Source organism: Natrononativus amylolyticus (assembly GCF_024362525.1).
GTDB classification, from domain to species: domain Archaea; phylum Halobacteriota; class Halobacteria; order Halobacteriales; family Natrialbaceae; genus Natrononativus; species Natrononativus amylolyticus.
The window spans coordinates 353,960-371,628 of sequence record NZ_CP101459.1; the positions used below are offsets into that span (position 1 = coordinate 353,960).

General features: G+C 66.0%; 20 protein-coding genes and 1 pseudogene. 12 read left to right on the forward strand and 9 right to left on the reverse strand.

Annotated elements, in window-relative coordinates:
* Positions 1-309: 309 nt before the first annotated feature.
* Both NMQ11_RS16995 and NMQ11_RS17000 read left to right on the forward strand, forming a co-directional pair.
* Entirely contained in the window at positions 310-699 is a 390-nt protein-coding gene (locus tag NMQ11_RS16995; protein ID WP_255171543.1) for a tautomerase, read from the forward strand.
* 600 nt (positions 700-1,299) lie between these two features.
* The gene (locus tag NMQ11_RS17000; protein ID WP_255171544.1) at positions 1,300-2,775 is read left to right on the forward strand and encodes a PAS domain S-box protein; all 1,476 of its coding nucleotides are present in this window, start codon (positions 1,300-1,302) and stop codon (positions 2,773-2,775) included.
* A 40-nt stretch (positions 2,776-2,815) separates the two neighbouring features.
* On the opposite strand, the pseudogene NMQ11_RS20245 reads toward NMQ11_RS17000, so the two are convergent.
* From NMQ11_RS20245 to NMQ11_RS17010, 3 genes and pseudogenes are all read right to left on the reverse strand, one after another.
* Positions 2,816-2,977 (reverse strand): annotated as a pseudogene (locus NMQ11_RS20245) (heme o synthase); the annotation flags it as partial.
* A 90-nt stretch (positions 2,978-3,067) separates the two neighbouring features.
* Positions 3,068-3,337 carry a DUF2249 domain-containing protein gene (locus tag NMQ11_RS17005; RefSeq protein WP_255171545.1) on the reverse strand — a complete coding sequence of 90 codons (270 nt, stop codon included), beginning with the start codon at positions 3,335-3,337 and terminating at the stop codon, positions 3,068-3,070.
* A gap of 134 nt (positions 3,338-3,471) precedes the next feature.
* On the reverse strand, positions 3,472-3,705 hold the full coding sequence (locus NMQ11_RS17010) for a DUF2249 domain-containing protein (RefSeq protein ID WP_255171546.1): 234 nt from the start codon (positions 3,703-3,705) through the stop codon (positions 3,472-3,474).
* 299 nt (positions 3,706-4,004) lie between these two features.
* Here NMQ11_RS17010 and NMQ11_RS17015 point away from each other — a divergent pair, with 299 nt between their 5' ends.
* On the forward strand, positions 4,005-5,003 hold the full coding sequence (locus tag NMQ11_RS17015; protein ID WP_255171547.1) for a PAS domain-containing sensor histidine kinase: 999 nt from the start codon (positions 4,005-4,007) through the stop codon (positions 5,001-5,003).
* Positions 5,004-5,078: 75 nt separating this feature from the next.
* Here the strand turns inward: NMQ11_RS17015 and NMQ11_RS17020 are convergent, their stop codons facing one another.
* A complete protein-coding gene (locus NMQ11_RS17020; RefSeq protein ID WP_345781481.1) occupies positions 5,079-6,068 on the reverse strand; it encodes a sensor histidine kinase in 990 nt (329 codons plus the stop codon).
* Positions 6,069-6,323: 255 nt separating this feature from the next.
* The gene (locus tag NMQ11_RS17025) at positions 6,324-6,551 is read right to left on the reverse strand and encodes a DUF2249 domain-containing protein (protein WP_255171549.1); all 228 of its coding nucleotides are present in this window, start codon (positions 6,549-6,551) and stop codon (positions 6,324-6,326) included.
* Positions 6,552-6,685: 134 nt separating this feature from the next.
* Between NMQ11_RS17025 and NMQ11_RS17030 the strand changes: the two genes are divergently transcribed.
* Positions 6,686-7,360 (forward strand): helix-turn-helix domain-containing protein, encoded by a 675-nt coding sequence (locus NMQ11_RS17030; protein WP_255171550.1) that lies wholly within the window; start codon positions 6,686-6,688, stop codon positions 7,358-7,360.
* Positions 7,361-7,375: 15 nt separating this feature from the next.
* On the opposite strand, the gene NMQ11_RS17035 is transcribed toward NMQ11_RS17030, so the two are convergent.
* A complete protein-coding gene (locus NMQ11_RS17035; protein ID WP_255171551.1) occupies positions 7,376-7,702 on the reverse strand; it encodes a cupin domain-containing protein in 327 nt (108 codons plus the stop codon).
* A gap of 120 nt (positions 7,703-7,822) precedes the next feature.
* On the opposite strand from NMQ11_RS17035, the gene NMQ11_RS17040 reads away from it, so the two are divergent.
* The 6 genes from NMQ11_RS17040 to NMQ11_RS17065 all read left to right on the forward strand — a co-directional run bounded on the left by NMQ11_RS17040 (position 7,823) and on the right by NMQ11_RS17065 (position 13,235).
* Positions 7,823-8,320, forward strand: coding sequence for a DUF411 domain-containing protein (locus NMQ11_RS17040; RefSeq protein ID WP_255171552.1), 498 nt, complete (start codon positions 7,823-7,825; stop codon positions 8,318-8,320).
* Between the two features lie 276 nt (positions 8,321-8,596).
* Positions 8,597-9,115 (forward strand): halocyanin domain-containing protein, encoded by a 519-nt coding sequence (locus tag NMQ11_RS17045; protein WP_255171553.1) that lies wholly within the window; start codon positions 8,597-8,599, stop codon positions 9,113-9,115.
* A gap of 73 nt (positions 9,116-9,188) precedes the next feature.
* A complete protein-coding gene (locus NMQ11_RS17050; protein ID WP_255171554.1) occupies positions 9,189-10,421 on the forward strand; it encodes a 4Fe-4S ferredoxin N-terminal domain-containing protein in 1,233 nt (410 codons plus the stop codon).
* Positions 10,418-11,821 carry an NrfD/PsrC family molybdoenzyme membrane anchor subunit gene (gene nrfD / locus NMQ11_RS17055; protein ID WP_255171555.1) on the forward strand — a complete coding sequence of 468 codons (1,404 nt, stop codon included), beginning with the start codon at positions 10,418-10,420 and terminating at the stop codon, positions 11,819-11,821. The genes NMQ11_RS17050 and nrfD overlap by 4 nt, the downstream gene beginning before the upstream one ends.
* Positions 11,818-12,027 carry a hypothetical protein gene (locus NMQ11_RS17060; protein ID WP_255171556.1) on the forward strand — a complete coding sequence of 70 codons (210 nt, stop codon included), beginning with the start codon at positions 11,818-11,820 and terminating at the stop codon, positions 12,025-12,027. Before nrfD ends, NMQ11_RS17060 begins: the two co-directional genes overlap by 4 nt.
* A gap of 113 nt (positions 12,028-12,140) precedes the next feature.
* Positions 12,141-13,235, forward strand: coding sequence for an Mrp/NBP35 family ATP-binding protein (locus NMQ11_RS17065; RefSeq protein ID WP_255171557.1), 1,095 nt, complete (start codon positions 12,141-12,143; stop codon positions 13,233-13,235).
* Positions 13,236-13,348: 113 nt separating this feature from the next.
* On the opposite strand, the gene NMQ11_RS17070 is transcribed toward NMQ11_RS17065, so the two are convergent.
* From NMQ11_RS17070 to NMQ11_RS17080, 3 genes are all read right to left on the reverse strand, one after another.
* Complete coding sequence (locus NMQ11_RS17070; RefSeq protein ID WP_255171558.1) at positions 13,349-13,648, reverse strand: CGCGG family putative rSAM-modified RiPP protein; 300 nt, start codon at positions 13,646-13,648, stop codon at positions 13,349-13,351.
* Between the two features lie 44 nt (positions 13,649-13,692).
* Complete coding sequence (locus tag NMQ11_RS17075; protein ID WP_255171559.1) at positions 13,693-14,898, reverse strand: sensor histidine kinase; 1,206 nt, start codon at positions 14,896-14,898, stop codon at positions 13,693-13,695.
* Between the two features lie 145 nt (positions 14,899-15,043).
* A complete protein-coding gene (locus NMQ11_RS17080; protein ID WP_255171560.1) occupies positions 15,044-15,451 on the reverse strand; it encodes a MoaD/ThiS family protein in 408 nt (135 codons plus the stop codon).
* A gap of 96 nt (positions 15,452-15,547) precedes the next feature.
* On the opposite strand from NMQ11_RS17080, the gene NMQ11_RS17085 reads away from it, so the two are divergent.
* Both NMQ11_RS17085 and NMQ11_RS17090 read left to right on the forward strand, forming a co-directional pair.
* Complete coding sequence (locus NMQ11_RS17085) at positions 15,548-16,912, forward strand: heme-copper oxidase family protein (RefSeq protein ID WP_255171561.1); 1,365 nt, start codon at positions 15,548-15,550, stop codon at positions 16,910-16,912.
* Positions 16,913-17,002: 90 nt separating this feature from the next.
* Entirely contained in the window at positions 17,003-17,629 is a 627-nt protein-coding gene (locus NMQ11_RS17090; RefSeq protein ID WP_255171582.1) for a universal stress protein, read from the forward strand.
* Positions 17,630-17,669: the final 40 nt, after the last annotated feature.

Genomic DNA, 17,669 nt, shown 5'->3' on the forward strand with positions numbered 1-17,669 from the left:
AGTTCTTGCGTGCCAAACATCCGTTTCGAGCGACGAAATTCGTGCCCTAGTAGAGTAGTTCTACTAGTATAGTTATTCTAGAGTAGTATAGATAGTACAGTGATGTAGATAGTGGAATAGTCTTTCAATTGTCGAGTGCTTCCCGTTCGAAATCGAATATCTTCGGGACCACTCCTACCGTATCGGGGATCACCGGTACGGGACTCCAACAAACAGTACGACGCGTTCTCGAGCGATCACTTCGCGCTGTCGCAGGCTACGACACGGCCTCGCGAGTAGCTTTATTGAGCACACACCCGATTTCGGCGTATGCCACTCCTTCAATTCGATACAACCGTCGAACTGACGGGACAGACGAAACGGGAGTTCGCCGAAGCGGTGCGGGAGCGGTACGGCGAGATCATGCAAACGGGTACCGGCCACGTCGCGATCACCGTTCGCCCTCGAGAGCCATCGGAGCTCTCGCTCGGACGCGAGGTCGACGACGATCGGCTGCTGTTTCTGGACGCGGATATCCGCGAGGGCCGCCCGTTCGAGGTGAAACGCGAGTTCGTCCTCGCCGTGATGGACCTCGCCGCCGACGAGTTCGGCGTTCCGAAGCCGAACATGAAGGCGGTCGTCACCGAGCATCGGGGGGCGCAGATGATGGGCTACGACAGGGTCGGATCGGAGTGGCGTCCCGAGGACGGAGAGTCGTGATCTACCGGAGGGCGAAAAACACCAGCGCGATGAGCGCGAGCAACCAGATGCGATTGTATAAACCGTTGCATGAACGGCATCGGTTCGTCCGATTGTGCAGTCGTCATGGCTTGTACACGCCAAACTCTGTCCGTAACCCCGGTTCTATTCTCCCGCACACGTTCGCGCGGGTTCTCGAAATTCGGGAGCCGTCCGATCGGACGAAACCGCTTCGGGAGCCGCCCGATCGGACGAACAAGCTCGGATCGTCGGATAAACGGTCCCCGGCGGCGATACCGGGTGCCGACTCGAGAGACAGGGCGACTCCGCTCTCACAGACCCGTCCTGTACGCTGGCCGGCCCCGGAGAGCACGAGGGCGACCCCCGCGACGCGGACGAACAGCTCCGTGTGGCCGGCCAACCGGCTCACACCTAGGTTGTAGCCCACGGCGATCGCCACGGAACCCATCGACCCACGCGGCGCTAAATCGCAGGTGCCGTTCCCGAGCCACGGGAACCCGGCCGGAAATGTCCGGGGCGCGACATACAGCGGCCAGTTCGAACGGCTCGCGGTCGAGAAAATGCAAATGTTATTGGTACCTCGCTTTCTTCCACCGGCTGATGGGATATGTATCGAACAGTATCTCGCGGGTTGGCGGCCAGCGCGTTATTCTAGGCCTCGGCTGGCTGTACGTCGCGGTCGCCGCCGGCCTCCCGCTTCTCTACGTACTCGAGATCCGGGGGCTCGCCGACGTGCTGACGATCTCGCTGCTGGTCGGCACCTCCGGACTCGTCCACGTCTACTTCGGCAATCTACTTCCGAACCTCGACGTCCGTCCCGATCTGTACGACGAGATCGCTCGGTGGTGTCTCCGCGCCATCGCGATCATTCTCGCGGTTATTCTGTTCGTCGCAGTGGTCGCGTCCGTCAACGATCCACTGACGTCCGTCCTGATCCTCTCTGCGCTCGCCAGCGTCGCCGGCCTCGGCATGGGTTACCGGGACGCCCAGGCGAAGACGCGGGCGTTCGACGCCGAGGATCGCCAGCGCGAGGCCGAACGCTACAGTCAGGAACTCGAGCGTTACGAAACGATCGTCGAGACCGTCAACGACGGCATCTTCGTCGCCGACCAGGCGAGCCGGTTCCTGCTGGTCAACGAGGCGTACACCGATCTGGTTGGCTACACGCGCGAGGAACTCATCGGCGCCCACGCGTCGCTCGTCGTCGACGAGAACGTAACGATGCTCGACGAGCGGGTCAAAGAGGACATCCGAGCCGGCGCAGCGAACACGTACGAGACGACGCTGACGACAGCGTCCGGTGAGACGGTCGCCGTCGAGTGGACCGGTGCGCTCCTCCCGCCGTCCGCGGACGGGAGGCGGGATCTCGTCGGCGTCGTCCGCGACGTCACCCGGCGAAACCGCCGCAAACGCCAGCTCGAGGCACAGAACGCCCAGCTCGAGAACTTCGCGGGGATGCTCACCCACGAGCTGCGAAACCCCGTCTCGATCGGCCAGATCTACAGCCAGCAACTCCCCGAGACGGCGAACCCGGAGGCACACGAGTACGTCACGGAGGCGTTCGACCGCATCGAGGACCTCATCGACGTCATGCTGGTGCTCACCCAGGGCGGGGAGGCGATGACCGAACGGGCCCCGGTAGACCTCGCGGCCGCGGCGCGGGACGCGTGGGCGGAGGTGGACGCACCCGACGTCGCGCTGGAACTCGAGATCGACCGGACCGTCATCGTCGACGACACGTACATCCGTCACCTGTTTCGAAACCTGTTCGAGAACGCGGTCGAACACGGCGGCGCCGACCGCATCACGGTCGGTGATTTCGACGACGGGTTCTACGTCGCCGACGACGGGGCCGGTATCCCCGGAGCGGACAGGGACACGATCTTCGAGTCGGGGTACACGACCGCCGGCGACGACGGCGGCATGGGGCTCGGGCTGACGTTCGTCCAGGAGATGGCGCAGATCTACGAGTGGCGGTGTTCGGTCACCGAGAGCGACGAGGGCGGAGCGAGCTTCGAGTTCGAGGGCGTCGAAGGGGTACAGGACGCGACCCGTGACGTTGAATCACAGTCGTGAACGCGGGTCGGTCTCGGTTCTTTCGTCTGGTTCGGTTCTGAGCGACCGGTGGCGGCGTCTCGAGGCGTGCACCCGTCAGCGTCGCCAGCCCCATCCCGGCGAGGGCGACCAGACAGAGCAGCCACATCAGACGGGGTTTCGTTAGCGTCAGGTATGCCGACGCGGTCCGGCGGAGGCGCGCGAGGCCGGTCGGCCTCTCGGCGCCCGTCGACGGGGGTAGCGAATCGTCGACGCTCGTCGGGCCGCCGTCAGTTGCCGTCGGTTCGATGTCGGCGGCCGCGGTGGCGGGCCGTCACTGCCGCCAGATGGCCGTCACCACCTCCGTCTCGAGATCGACTGTCTCGTAGCGGTACCCGCGCTCGTCGAGTTTCGGGTAGAGAAACTGGGGAACGCGATCGTTTCGCTGAACCAGGACGGTCTCCGGGGGGAGTTCGACGAGTCGCTCGAGCGTTCGCTGCAGCGGCTCCGGCGGACCGAGCGAGCGGACGTCGAGGTGTTCTCGCGGCCAGGTCGACGGCGCGTCGGTCCGGGCGACGACGCCGTCGACGGTCTGTGTCGGCATAGGTGATCCTCCGGACGCGACTCGCCTGTGTCTCGTGCCGAACGTGATCGGTCTCGAAACCGAGCGCGGAAAAACGGAAGGGGGCTGGTGGCAGCAGTCCGAGTGACGGAAAGGGGCTGGTGGCAGCGGCCGAATCAGTCGTCGCGCTTCGGGAATTCGGCGACGAACTTTCCGTCCTCAACGCGGTCGACGGTGTAGCCGTCGGTGTCGAAGGCGGCGACTTCGGCCTGGAACTCGTAGAACAGCGGTTTTGGCTCGTGGTCGTTGATGATCGTCAGTGTCTCGCCCGGCTCGAGTGCGTCGAACGCCTCGTGAATCGTCGGGTGGCGGCTGACCGGCGGGATCGTTCTCACGTCGAGTGTCGTCATGCAGGTCCCACTCGAGCGGCGGGTACCATCGGTGTTGATCCGAACGGGTTCGGTTTCGCCGGCTCCACGTCGATCGGTCACTCGAGTTCGGCGCCGGTCGGTGATCGAACGACTGTACGGCGGAGATTACGCTCGGCCTCTACTCCGTCTCGTTCACGGTAGCCGTCGATACGTCCCCTCATTAGTAATTATGATATCTAATAGCTATCAGAAATCAAGATTTTTCTGCATCTGAACTAACGCGAAGCCACTACGTTTAATAGGGGGTGCGACAACTCTCCTGTTAGCTCACTTATTCGATGGAGAACCCTAACGACGTATTACAGAAGGTGTCGATCGACGCCTATCGAGCGCTCCTCACCAGCTTTCCGAACGGTGTGCTGGTCCTGTTCGACGCCCAGTTACGGTATCGAGTAATCGGGCCCGACCCGCTTCCGTTTTCGGGGTGTCGCCCCGCGGACATGATCGGAAAGCCGGTCGAGGATCTCTTCCCGAAAGAGACCGTCGACACGCTGAAACCGGAGCTTCGAGCGACGATCGACGGGGAGCCCCGCTCGTTTGACGTCGAGTACGACGGGTCGATCCATCACCTCGAGACGCGGCCGACGTCCGTCGAGGGCGAGCCGTACGGCGTCCTCGTGACCCAGGACGTCAGCGAGACGCGCCAGGTCGCCGCCCAGCTCGAGCGACAGAACGAGCGACTCGATCAGTTCGCCAGCATGGTCTCTCACGACATTCGAAGCCCTCTCTCGATCGCGCTCGGACACCTCGAACAGTACCGCGACACCGGCGACGAAACCGACCTCGAAGCGATCGAGGACGCGCTGTTACGCATGAACGACCTCCTCACCGATCTGGCCGCGCTCGCCCGTCACGGTACGCCGACCGGGGAATGTCGCCGCGTTTCGCTCGCGGAGGTCGCTCGACGCGCCTGGTCGATGGTCGACTCCCGGTCGGCGACGCTCTCGACCGAGGAGTGTACGGTCGACGGCGACGAGACCCAGCTCCAGGCGCTGTTCGAAAACCTCTTTCGGAACGCGGTCGGCCACGGTGGCCCGGACGTTACCGTTCGCGTCGGCCCGCTGGCCGACGGGTTTTACGTCGAGGACACCGGCCGCGGTATCCCACCCGAGAATCGAGACCGCGTCCTCGAGCACGGGTTCACGACGGGATACAGCGGGACCGGCGTCGGACTCACGATCGTTCGCCGAGTCGGCAACGCACACGGTCTGGACGTAACGGTCTCGGAGAGCGCCGAGGGTGGCGCCCGGTTCGAGTTCCGATCGCTTCGGGTGTAGTCGTCCGCAGTTCTCGTTGACATCCTCCCACGACTAAAGTCGTGGGCGTTCTCCTTGATTTCGTGTAACAGGATGTTAGATGCCCGTATAGACGGTCGTGACCGTGTGCTCTTCGGTCCGGGCGCGGGCAGACCCGTCGGCGGACTCGACAGCCGTGAATTCGACCCGCGTTCCACCATCGTTCCCCGTGGTGAGTGTCATCTCCCACCCGTAGCCGGTCGCGAGGTGTTCGACGAACGTCAGCCCGAGGCCGATTCCGTCCGGCTTCGTCGTGAAGCCGCCTTCGGTGACCACCGCCCGATTCTTCTCGGGGAGTCCGGGACCGTCGTCTGCGACGTAGAACCCGTCCTCGAGATCGCCGAGGCGAACCGTCACCCCGTCCGGACCGTGTTCGACGCTGTTCTCGAAGAGGTTTCGCAGCAAGTGGTAGACGTGTACGGAGTCGGCTCGAACGGCCCGGTCCGCGTCGACGATGAGCGACGCCGAGTCCGACGCTCTCGAGAGGTCGTCCCACGCCTCCGTCGCGACCTGCTCCAGCACCACCGACTCCTCACCGTGCTCGTTCGTGGAGCCGCGAATGGTGATCAACAGGACGTCGATCATCTCGTCGATTCGCTCGAGGGCCGTGTCGACCTCGGCGGCGGCACCCTCATTTCGCGGGTCGGACTCCCCGTGGTACACCTTGGCGATCGTCAGTGGGTTCCTGAGTTCGTGTGTGAGCATCTCCGAAAAGCTCTCGAGGCGCTGGTTCTGTCTCGCGAGTTCGCGGCTTCGCTGCTCCGCGAGGAGCGCTCGCGTCCGTGCCTGTGCGTCGTAGACGCCGATTCCGAGGCCGGCGACGCTGGCGAGCGCGGTGAGGATCAGGAAATTCTCGACGAAACTCGTAACTCCTGCCACGGCCGCGACGAAAACCAGGAGCGCGACCATCGCCCCGAGACCGGCGAGACACCATCTCGCGACGCGATCGTAGAGCGACGGGTGAACGCTCGTTCGGGGAAGTCGCCGGCCGGCGTAGAGGAGGCCGATCCCCGATCCGCCACAGAGCGACGTGACGACGAGTATCACTGACGCCTCGGTTCCACCGACAACTCCTGTGAGCGCGTACACCGCGGCTGCCGTGGCAAAGAGACAGCCGAGTCCGGCAATCACGGTATCGCCGCGGAGAGACGAGAGGGCGCGCATTCGGTATACCTCTTCTATGGTGAGCAATCACATATGTAACTAACGGATAGTGTACTCCGTTCGAAAGCGTCTCGACTCACAACGGGTACTCCGTACCCGCGGACCGACGGGAGGCGCCTCGAGTGCAGTCCCGGCCGATCAGGCGAGTTCGATGAGAACGTGCCACTCCTCGTCGGCTCTCCGCTCTGGCTGGTAGGTGAACCCACGGGTTTCGAGGACCTCGTACAGCGGTTTGGGCTCGAACCCGGCGATCAGGCGCAGTCGCTCGTCGGCCTCGAGGCCGTCGAGTGCGGCCATGATCTCGCCAAACGGCGGCCCCTCGATTTCGCGGACGTCGAGTCGGTGTTCGGAGTGAGTCATCGGCATATCTACGGCTTGGGGCGCCGACACCCTGACCGTTGGCGGGAACGTGTTCGGTCGACGAGCATACCACTTCCGGTGGTTCTCACCCGAACGGATTCGGCTATAGTAGTTAGTGGATTCCACCCGAACCTGTTCGTATGGCACAAGCGACACTGACGATCACCATGCCCGAGCAGGTGTGGATCCAGCAGATCTCGACGGCGCACCCGGAATCGACGTTCCGGGTGCTCGCGGCCGTCCCGGGTCCCGAATCCGGGTTCGCGCTCGTGCGAATCACCGGACCGAACGTCCCCGACCTGGTCAAGGACATGGACGACCACCCGCAGATCACGGAGCTCTCACTCGCCCAGTGGAGCGACAACGAGGCGACGGTTCACTTCGAGACGACCGCGCCGCTGTTGATGTTCTCCTCGCGCGATTCGGGAATGCCGATCGAGCTGCCGGTAGAGATCCGAGACGGCGAGGCGACGATCGAGGTCACGGGCTCGAGAGAACGCCTCTCGGAGCTCGCAGACCAGCTGCAGCTGTTCGGACTCCAGTACCGGATCGACCACGTTCGAGAGCGACTCCACCAGCGCCAGCTCCTCTCGGAGCGCCAGTGCGAACTCGTCGTCGCCGCCGTCGAGCGCGGCTACTACGACACGCCGCGGTGCTGTTCGCTCACCGAACTCGCGGACCACCTCGGCATCGCGAAGTCGACGTGCAGCGAGACGCTCCACCGCGCCGAGGAGACCATCGTTAAGAGCTTCCTCGAGGACATTCCTGACTCCGACGACCTCAATCCGCTCGAAGAAGAGCTCGCGACCGCGTGATCGCGAGACGCTGTTCTACTCCTGACGCTTCGCAAGTACCAGCAGTGCGGTGCTATCTTCGACGGCCTCCGGCGAGACGTACTGGTCGCCGTCGAACCGAACGACGGTTCCCTCGGTGACGTCGTACTCCTCCTCGCCGAGGGTCACCGTGAGCCGCCCCTCGAGCAGGTGCAACACGATCTCCCGATCGGGGTGCTGGTGCGGGGCGACGCAGTTTCCTGCCTCGAGCGTCAGGCGGATCGTTTGTGGCTCGCCGTCGAACAGTCGTGCGTGCGGGCGCCCCTCGAGGTCGTCGAGGGACGCTACCTCGGTCGTCTCGGCGGCGTGGGTCTGGGTCGTCATACGGGTATGCCTCCGCGAGCGCGGCCATTGGTCGTTGGGCCGAACCGGTTCGGAGCGGTTCCCGGACTCCGGTATCGAATCCCCGTGTTTATACCCGCCGGCTCGAATGATCGACTCGACATGATCGGGAATCGCCCCTCGAGGCGGGCACTGCTCGGGACGGCGCTCGCCACCGCCGCGGCCGCCAGCGCCGGCTGTCTCACACAGTCGGCGACGGGGCCGTGGAGCCGCGAACTGCGTCTGTCTGTTGCGGACGCCGTCCAGTACCACGACCCCAGCTGTGGCTGCTGTGGCGAGTACGCGACGTACCTCGAGGAACACCTCGAGGGCGACCTCGAGGTCGTCGAGACGGACTCCATGGCAGAGAGAAAGGACGAGGTTGGCGTCCCGTCGGAGATGGCGAGCTGTCACACGGTCGTTCTCGACGGGCTGTTCGTCGAGGGGCACGTTCCGGTCGACGCCATCGAGGAGGCCCTCGAGACGTCCGACGAGATCGCCGGGATCGCGGTCCCGGGAATGCCGGCGCACTCTCCTGGCATGGGCGAACCCGGCGACGAGCCGCTCGAGGTGTACGCTGTGTCGCCGAGCGGCGATCACGAGCCGTTCACGACCGTCTGATCCGACGCTCGTCCGTGCCCGCTGCCCGCTTTGCGGTCGGCATCGTCTCGAGCGTCCTCCCGTTTCCGGGCCGGTGCCGATCGGATCAGGACTCAGAGCCGCCACTCGACGGCGTCCCTCGGTTTCGGTAGCCGCCACCAGCGAGTCGTAACTGGAGTTTGAGCCGACGACCAACTCTGTCTCGCCGAACATGATCGTCGGTGTTCCCACGCCGTGGAAATCGCCTTCTTATTTCAATGAGGTCTCCGCCCCAGGGTCAGACAGAGGAGTCAACTGATGACGAAAATCGACCGCAACCGACGGACGTTCCTGAAGGCATCCGGTGCAGCGCTGACGATCACACTCGCCGCGGGCTGTCTCGGCAGCGACGACGACGAACCGCAACCGAACACGAACGGCGACGGTGACGGCGGCGACGACGGTGGCAACGGCGACGACGACGCGGCGACCGACGACCACGACTTCGGCGACTGGTTCGACGGCGTCGACTCCTACGACGGCGTCGTCGACATGACCAGCGAGGACGAAGTGACGGTGATGAACGGTGCGGGCTCGTCCGGAATGGAGTTCGACCCCGCCGCGATCCGCGTCGACCCCGGGACGACGGTCGTCTGGGAGTGGACCGGCGACGGCGGCGGCCACACCGTCACCGAGGACGACGGCCTCTTCGAGAGCGACATGAAGACCGACGCCGGCGAGACGTTCGAGTACACCTTCGACGACGCCGGGACGTACCGCTATTACTGCGAACCGCACCTCAACGTCAACCAGAAGGGTGCCGTCGTCGTCGAGTAATGACGGCGACAGCAGACGCGATCTCGACTCGACGGACGATCCGCTGTCAGGGTCCACAGCCGGTGGTGACTGTATGAGTTCTGACGATTCGGTATCACACCTTCACACTGACGACTGGGAATCGGAGATGGAACAGCTGCTGGCCGAGACGGAGTACGACACCGAACTCGGCCTCGAGATGGCGAAGGACGCCCAGCGGCTCGTCGCCGGCGAGCTCTCGGAAGCCGAGTTCTACGAGCGCTACCACGGCGCCGTCATCGAGGAGTTCGGCGTCGACGACCGGCCGGTGGTCGAGGCGTTCGCCGACTCGGAGGACGGGGCGGGGCTCCTCGAGTCGCTCGCCGAACTCGAAGAGGGCGGCGACCTCCCCCGCCGCGAGGCGATGAAGAAACTCGGCGCCGGAGCCGCGGTTCTCGGCCTCGGTGCCTGGGCGACGAAAGAGAACACCGACGTGGCGACGGCCGCCGCGGGCGAGGAGGACGACGACGAAGACGGGATGCAGTACGGGATGGTCATCGACCTCGAGAAGTGCGACGGCTGTCTCGCCTGCGTCACGGCCTGTAGCCAGGAGAACAACACGTCCGCCGGCGCGAACTGGATGTACGTCTTCACCTACGAGGACGACGATCAGGACGGCGAGAACTTCCTCGTGCGGACGTGCCAGCACTGCTCGAACGCCCCCTGCGAGAAGGTGTGTCCGACGACGGCTCGCCACAAGCGGACCGAGGACGGCCTCGTGCTCACCGACTACGACGTCTGTATCGGCTGCCGGTACTGCCAGGTGGCCTGTCCGTACGGCGTCAACTACTTCCAGTGGGGAGAGCCCGACGTGCCGGGGTCGGAGCTCGATCCGGATCACGTCTTCGACGGGCGCGGTCGCCGCGTCGACAGCCGCCCGCCGAAGGGCGTGATGGGCAAGTGTACGATGTGCCCCAGCCGTCAGGACGGCATCCACGGCGAGGACAAGGTCGGGACGACCGCGTGTGAGGAGGCGTGTGCGATGGACGCCATTCACTTCGGCGACATGAACGACCCGGAGAGCGACCCCAATCAGTATCTCGAGCAGGTTCGCTCGGAGAAGCCCAACGACCACGAACACTTCCCGAACCGGTCGTCCGACACCGTCTCGACGTTCCGGCTGCTCGAGGAACTGGGCACCGACCCGAACGTCGTCTTCGTCGGCAACGAGCCCGGACCCAACGCCAGACAGGTCGAGGGACCGGTCTCCTACGAGGACATCGGCGAGGTCGACCGGCGCAAGGAGGTGCTCGACGACGGCACGTTCGGCGGAGGTGTCGCCCCGTGAGCACGAAGACGCCGACGAAGGCGGATATCCTGCGCCCGCTCGAGCACACTACGAAGCGGTTCGCCCTGGTTTTCGCCGCCGCAGCGGCGGCGTTCGGCCTCTTTCTCGTCGGCTGGACCTACCAGCTCCAGCACGGGCTGATCGTCACCGGCCTCGCGGACTGGGGTTCGGGCGGCGGCGTCACCTGGGGGCTGTACATCGGCGCGTTCATCTGGTGGGTCGGCATCGCCCACGGCGGCATCATCCTCTCCGCCGCCGTTCGGCTGCTGAAGATGGACCGCTACATGCCGGTCGCCCGACTCGCAGAGTTGCTGACGATTGCCGGCCTCTCGGCCGCCGGCTTCTACATCATCGTTCACATGGGCCGGCCCGACCGGATGGTGACGAGCATCCTCGGGAACTACCACGTCACGATCCACAACTCGCCGCTGGTCTGGGACGTGACGGTCATCACGCTGTACTTCGTGATGACGGCGACGTACCTGCTGCTCACTCTGCGCTACGACGTGACCCGCCTGCGCGCGGACCTCCCGAATCGACTCGAGCCGCTGTACAGACTCCTCACCGTCGGCTACACCGAGAAAGAGGACGCGGTCGTCGAGCGGATGGTCTGGTGGCTCGCGCTCGCGATCATCATCCTCGCGCCGCTGCTGCTCCACGGCGGGGTCATCCCGTGGCTGTTCGCGCTGATCCCGACGATGCCCGGCTGGTTCGGCGCGATCCAGGGGCCGCAGTTCCTCACGATCGCGCTGACGTCGGCGATCAGCGGCGTGATCCTCATCTCCTACGCCTTCAGGACGGCGTACGACTGGAATCACATTATCACCGACGACGTCTTCCGGGGGCTGACCCTGTGGCTCGGGGTCTTCGCGCTGCTGTTCCTGTGGCTCCAGCTCCAGCAGATCGTCGGCGGCTCCTTCGCGGCGCCGATCGATCAGACCGCGGCGACCAGCGCCAAGCTCTCGCACCCGGTGTACGTCGGCGCGATGGTACTGGTCGGGGCGACCCTCGCGTACATCTTCGCCCAGACGATCCGCCCGTCGCTGTTCACCCCGCTGCGGGCCGTCGGCGCGGGCGTGACCGTCCTGATCGCGACGCTGCTCGAGAAGGTGTTCTTCGTCGTCGAGGGGCTGATGTACCCGACGTTCGGCCTCTACGAGGCCGTCCCCGGCGCGTACTGGCCGAGTCTCATCGAGATGGCCTCGGTGCTCGGCACGATCGGGATGGTGACGATGTTCTTCCTCGTCGTGGCCAAGGCGATCCCAGTCGTCGAACTCCACGCGATCGAACACCTGCAGGCGGACCGCGAACCGAAACGCGACCCACCGACCGAGAGCGATCCGATGAGCGAGAACGACCCCTCGACTGACGACGGCATCGAACCGGAGGTGACCGTATGACGACCGGCTTTCCCGGTCCCGGAACCTGGCTCGTCTTCGGGGTGATCCTGGTGCCGGTGTACGTCATGCTCGTCGCGTGGTTCGCCGGCGAACCCCGTGACACGCGAATGGCCGCACTCGGCGTCGGCTACCTCGTCGGGCTCACGGTCCTGCTGTGGACCGGGATGTTCCTCAAAACCGTCCTGCTCGACCTCGTGTTCTTCTGAACGCGACGGTCGACCGGGAGAACCGATACACGAACCACGCGCGACCGCCCGCCGTGCCGACCGGGACCGCGCTCGACTGCCCGTCGGCACTACAACTTCACACACGATACACCATGACACCGACCGAATCCGAACTCCGACAAAGACTTACAGCCGTCGACGATCCGCTGAACGACGACGACATCGTCTCGCTCGGCCTCGTCAACGACGTCACGATCACCGACGACACCGCGCGGATCTCCCTCGCGTTCAACACCCCCTACGCGCCCGCCGAGATGGAGATCGGCACCCGCATCCGCGAGGTCGTCTCCGGGATGGGCCTCGAGCCCGACCTGCGCGCCCACGCCGGCCGGGAACACGGCTTCGACGAGGAGATCATGCCGCGGGTCAGAAACATCATCGCCGTCTCTTCCGGCAAGGGCGGCGTCGGCAAGACGACCGTCGCTGCGAACCTGGCGGCGGGCCTCGAGCGCCAAGGTGCCCACGTCGGTATCCTCGACGCCGACATTCACGGCCCCAACGTCCCCCGGATCCTGCCGATCGAGGGCGAGCCGGGCGTCACGCCGGAAGAGGAGCTCGTCCCGCCGCGCTCGGGCGGCGTTCGCGTGATGAGCATGGGCTTTCTCACCGAGAACGCGGACGACCCGGCCCTCTTGCGGGGGCCGATGGTCAACAACATCATGACGAAGTTCCTCGACGGGGTCGAGTGGGGTCGTCTCGACTACCTCATCGTCGACCTCCCGCCGGGGACGGGCGACACGGCGCTCGACCTGTTACAGACGATGCCGGTCACCGGGGCCGTCATCGTCACGACGCCACAGCAGATGGCCGTCGACGACACCCGAAAGGGACTGCGCATGTTCCAGAAACACCACACGCCGGTGCTGGGCGTCGTCGAGAACATGAGCACGTTCCACTGCCCCTCTTGCGAGGACGAACACGACCTGTTCGGCCGCGACGGCGGCGAGGACATCAGCGCCGACTACGACGTCCCGCTGCTCGGCACACTCCCGCTGCACCCCGACTTCGGGGCCGACGGCACCGACGGCCCGGCGGTGAAAAACGACGACAGCCCGATCCAGGAGACGATCGTCGACCTCGTCGACGGCGTGAGCGATCGGATCGGCGAGATCAACCGCAGACGGGTCGCCGAACACGCGGCCCCGATGGCTGACGAGCCGGTTCCTGGCGCCGAACGCGCACAGTGACCCCATCTCGGGGGTGACCACGGGGCACCCCCTCACAACTCTGTGAATCGAAAGAAATCCCTGCCGTAGCGTCGTCGGTGGCGGCCGCTACTGACCGCTCACTCTTCCCCGCTCTACTCTACATGGACGCGCGTGACGTGGCCGCCGCAGCCACAGCGGTCGACGTACTCGTACTCGAGAGCGTCGAACGCCGCCTCGAGGGCGTCGTAGAGGTACGTCGACGGGTGCCCGTGAGCGGTGTGCGTTACGAGGTTGACGTGACAGCCGGCGGCCGTCCGTTCGACGGCGTCGAGCGCTTCCGCGACGACCAGGTCGCGGTCGTCCGCGTGGCGGGGGTGCTCGAGGTTCGCCGACCACGATGTGTCGTGGTCGGGGCGTGCGGTCGAGTCGGTAGGGAGGTTCGTGGTCACCATACCTGGTGGTTCGGCGCCCGGCACCGTCCGTGTCGCGGCGAACATCATCGCGTCGGTCGCTCGTCGACGAACTCGACGTTCCCGAACTCGAACCTGGCGCCGCCGGACTCGCTCTCGGTCAGGGTGCACGTCCACCCGTACACCGAACAGATCTCCCTGACGAACGTGAGCCCGAGCCCCGAGCCGCCGGCGTCGGCCGCCGTGGTGAACCCCACGTCGAAGACGGACGCGCGCTCGTCGGCCGGGACGCCGGGACCGTCGTCGGCGACGAAAAAGCCGTCGTCAGTGCCGCCGACGCGAACGGTCACGTCGTCGCCCCCGTGGATCACCGCGTTCTCGAGCAGGTTCCTGAACATGAGGTGGATGTACGTCTCGTCGGCGCGCACTACACCGTCGAGGGCGACCTCGAGTCGTGCCTCGGGTGTCGCGACACCCGCCCACGCCTCCCGAACGACCGCGGAGAGTTCGATCGGCGTGGTTTCGCCGACCGCCTCCCGTCCCTGTACGAGAATCAGCATGACGTCGACGATGCTCTCGATGCGGTCGAACGCCTCCGTGACGTACTCGACCGCTTGCGGGGCGGTCTCCGTCGGCAGTCGCTGGCTGTAGATCTGGCCGATCGAGACGGGGTTTCGAAGCTCGTGTGCGAGCATGCCGGCGAAGCTCTCGAGGCGGGTGTTCGACCGCTCGAGTTCGACGACCGTCTCCTCGAGTTCGGTCCGGTACTCGTGGCGCTCGATCGCCGCCGCGAGGACGTTCGCGACGCTCTGTACGAAGGTGACGTCGTACTCGGTGAACTCCCGGTGGTCGGTGGCGTGGACGCCCAGAATTCCCCACGGTTCCTCGACGGTTCCGATGATGACGCTGATGCCGCTCACCACGCCGTGCTCGATGAGGAGGTCGGGGCCGCTGAACCGCTCTTCGGTCCGGAGGTCGTCGACAACGACCGGTTCCTCCGAGAGGAGCGTGTAGCCGGCCTGCGAGTTCGTATCGGTCGGGACGATCGCGGTCCCGACGAGCCCGTCGTCCCAGCCGACGCCCTGCCTGAGTAACACGCCATCGCCGCCCGAAACGACCTCGAGGACCTTGCAGTACTCGCTGTCCAGCGTCTCGGCGACGGCCGCCGCGGCGTCGTGCATGAGCTGATCGAGGTCGTTATCCTCGAGTGCCTGCTGGCCGAGTTCGGTGACGACCTCCTGCTGGCGAACCCGCGAGTGCAGTTCCGTGTCCGTCGGGGGCGATGAACGCATTCCGAAGTACTCCCTCTCCGTGTACAGACGCCGGGTTGAACGCGCAGGCGTATAAATTCTCGCTACCGGTGGGGGACGGGTCCGACCGTTTCCGTCGTTCGATTCGGGTCTCCCGGGACGACTCCGGCGTCGGTGGGTCGTCCCGCTAACAGCAGAACATGAACGGGTTCAGCAGCGCGACGCGGTCGCCGTCCTCGAGTTCCGTGTCGAACCCCGCCAGGTGTTCGTTGAACCGACCGTTCACGCAGATTCTCGCGTACGTCCGCGTCTGTTCGCCCTCCGGGTTCTTCCGCCAGGTTCCCGGCAACTCCGCCGGCGGACGCGCCCACCCTCGCGCCGTCGACTCGGCTTCCGTCTCCGCGATCAGCAGGTCCGCGACGTCGTACTCGGCGAAGAACGCCTCGAGGAACTCCCGTAAAGTGGCGCCCTCGAAGGTGAACTCGAAACCGTGGGCGCCGACGGCGTCGCGGACGTGGCCGGTACAGCGAACGTCGACGGTTGTCGTAACGGTCTCCTGTCGTCTCTCGTGGCTCTGACTCGAGTGCGGTGGCATCTGGATCACGCTCGTCTAGAGGCCGTCGAGCCGCTAATGGTCCCCTCCGAACACGTTCGGAACCAGGACGACGACCGTGGGCCGCCCACTCGAGGTATGAACGCGCTTCCGGGCGGTCTCCACACCGACCAGCAGCCGCCGATGACGATCCCGCTTCGACACTTCGTCGTCGGCCTCGCCTTCCTCGTCGCCGGCGTCGGGATGGGAACCGTACAGTCTGTCTCGTCGCTGCCGGGACTGGATTCGATCGCACACGTCCACCTCCTGTTGATCGGCTGGATCTGCCTCACGATTATGGGGGCGATGACCCAGTTCGTTCCCGTCTGGTCCGGCGTCACGCTCTACTCCCGTCGACTCGCCGTCGTCCAGCTCTGGCTCGTCTCCGGGGGGCTCGTCGGATTCGTCGCCGTCCTGCTGGCGGGTCGACTCGTCCTCCTCCCGGCGTTCGCGACGCTGTTGCTCGCGGGCATCTGGGTGTTCGTCTACAACGTCGGCCGGACGCTGGCTCGAGCCCGGCCGCTGGATTCCACCGAGCGCCACTTCGCGTTCGCCCTCGGCTGTTTCGCCGCGGTCGCGCCGCTCGGCGTCGCCCTCGCCGTCGACCTCCAGACGCCGGTGTTCGACGCCTTGTCGGTAGGGCGCTTCGACGTGATCCTGGCCCACGCGACGCTCGCCGTCTTCGGCGGGGTGCTGGCGACGGTCGTCGGCGCGCTCTCCCAGCTCGCGACGATGTTCACCCAGGCGTCGCCCGCCCGGATCGATCGCCCTCTCCTGCGCCTCGAGGCGTGGGCGCTACCCGCCGGCGTCGTCTGTTTCGCGCTCGGTCGGGGGCTCGGCTCGCTCGCGCTTGCTCGAGTCGGTGCGCTCGCGGTACTCGTCGGCGCGGCCGCGTTCGCCCTCGTCGTCGCGGGGTTGCTCTCGAGGGCCTCCGTCGACCGGAGCCCGATGACGGCCCGGTACTGGGTGGTCGTCGGCTCCCTGCTCGCGTGGGCCGCCCTCGCCGCCCCCGCGTGGTGGCGCGATCCGATGGCCCCCGACGCCCTGTTCGGCGCCCCCGGAACGAGCACGCTCCTCGTCGTCGGCGTCTTCGGGTTCGTCGTCGTCGGCACCCTGTACCACGTGATTCCGTTCATCGTCTGGCTCGACCGCTACAGCGACCGCCTCGGCTTCGAGCGCGTGCCGATGATCGACGACCTCTACTCGAGCCGACTCGAGCGCGTCGACTTCGCGGCGACCGTAGCCGGCTTCGCCGGACTCGCCGCTGCGGGCCTGCTCCCGGTTCCGGCGGCTGTCGTCGTCGCGGGCGGCGTGTCGATGACGATCGGATTCGCCGTGTTCGCCGCCAACATGCTTCTGGTGATCCACCGCCACGGGCCGGGCGGGTTCGGCGGCGCGCTCTCTCGCTCCCGGTCGGACTCCGAGGAGACGGTCGACGTCGCTGACGAGCGAGCGACCGGCTGATGTCGGTCGTCCTCGAGCGATTCGGTGATTCCCACCGACTGGGGACCGGCTTCCGTGTTCTTGCTCGTCTCGCACGTACCTTCAGCCGTGATATACCAGGACATTCTCGTTCCGACCGACGGGAGCGACGGCAGCCGACGGGCGATCGCACACGCGCTCGAGCTCGCCGAAGCCGCCGACGGAACCGTTCACGCCCTGGCCGTTCTCGACGAGGGCGCCCGCGAGTCGCTCGCCAGCGACGTCGTCCGCGAGGGTGCCGAGCGCGCCGCCAGGCGGGCGACCGACCGCGTCGAGACCGAGGCCGACCGCCGCGGCGTCGCCGTCGTGAAGGTGCTCCGGCGGGGGACCCCCGCGGCGTCGATCCTCGAGTACGCAGACGAGACGGCCGTCGACGCCATCGTGATGGGAACGCACGGGCGGAGCGGCCTCGACCGGCTGATCGTCGGCAGCGTCACCGAACGCGTCGTCCAGGCCGCAGACGTTCCGGTCGTCACCGTTCGGATGGACGACGAGATCACGATCACCGAGGCTACGCACGCTAAGGATATCGCTCTCGAGGCGCTCGCGGACGACCACGAGAACCCGCGGGTGCTCGAGCACCCATACCGGACGAGTGCGTCGTGGATCGTTCCGATCGAGAGCGACACCGGGACCGGCAACGTCCACGTCGACGCGGTGACCGGCGTCGCTCGAGTCGGCGCGGTCACCAATGACTGATGGCTCGGGGTCGTGTTGAGTGCGGTCGGACGGCCCCTCT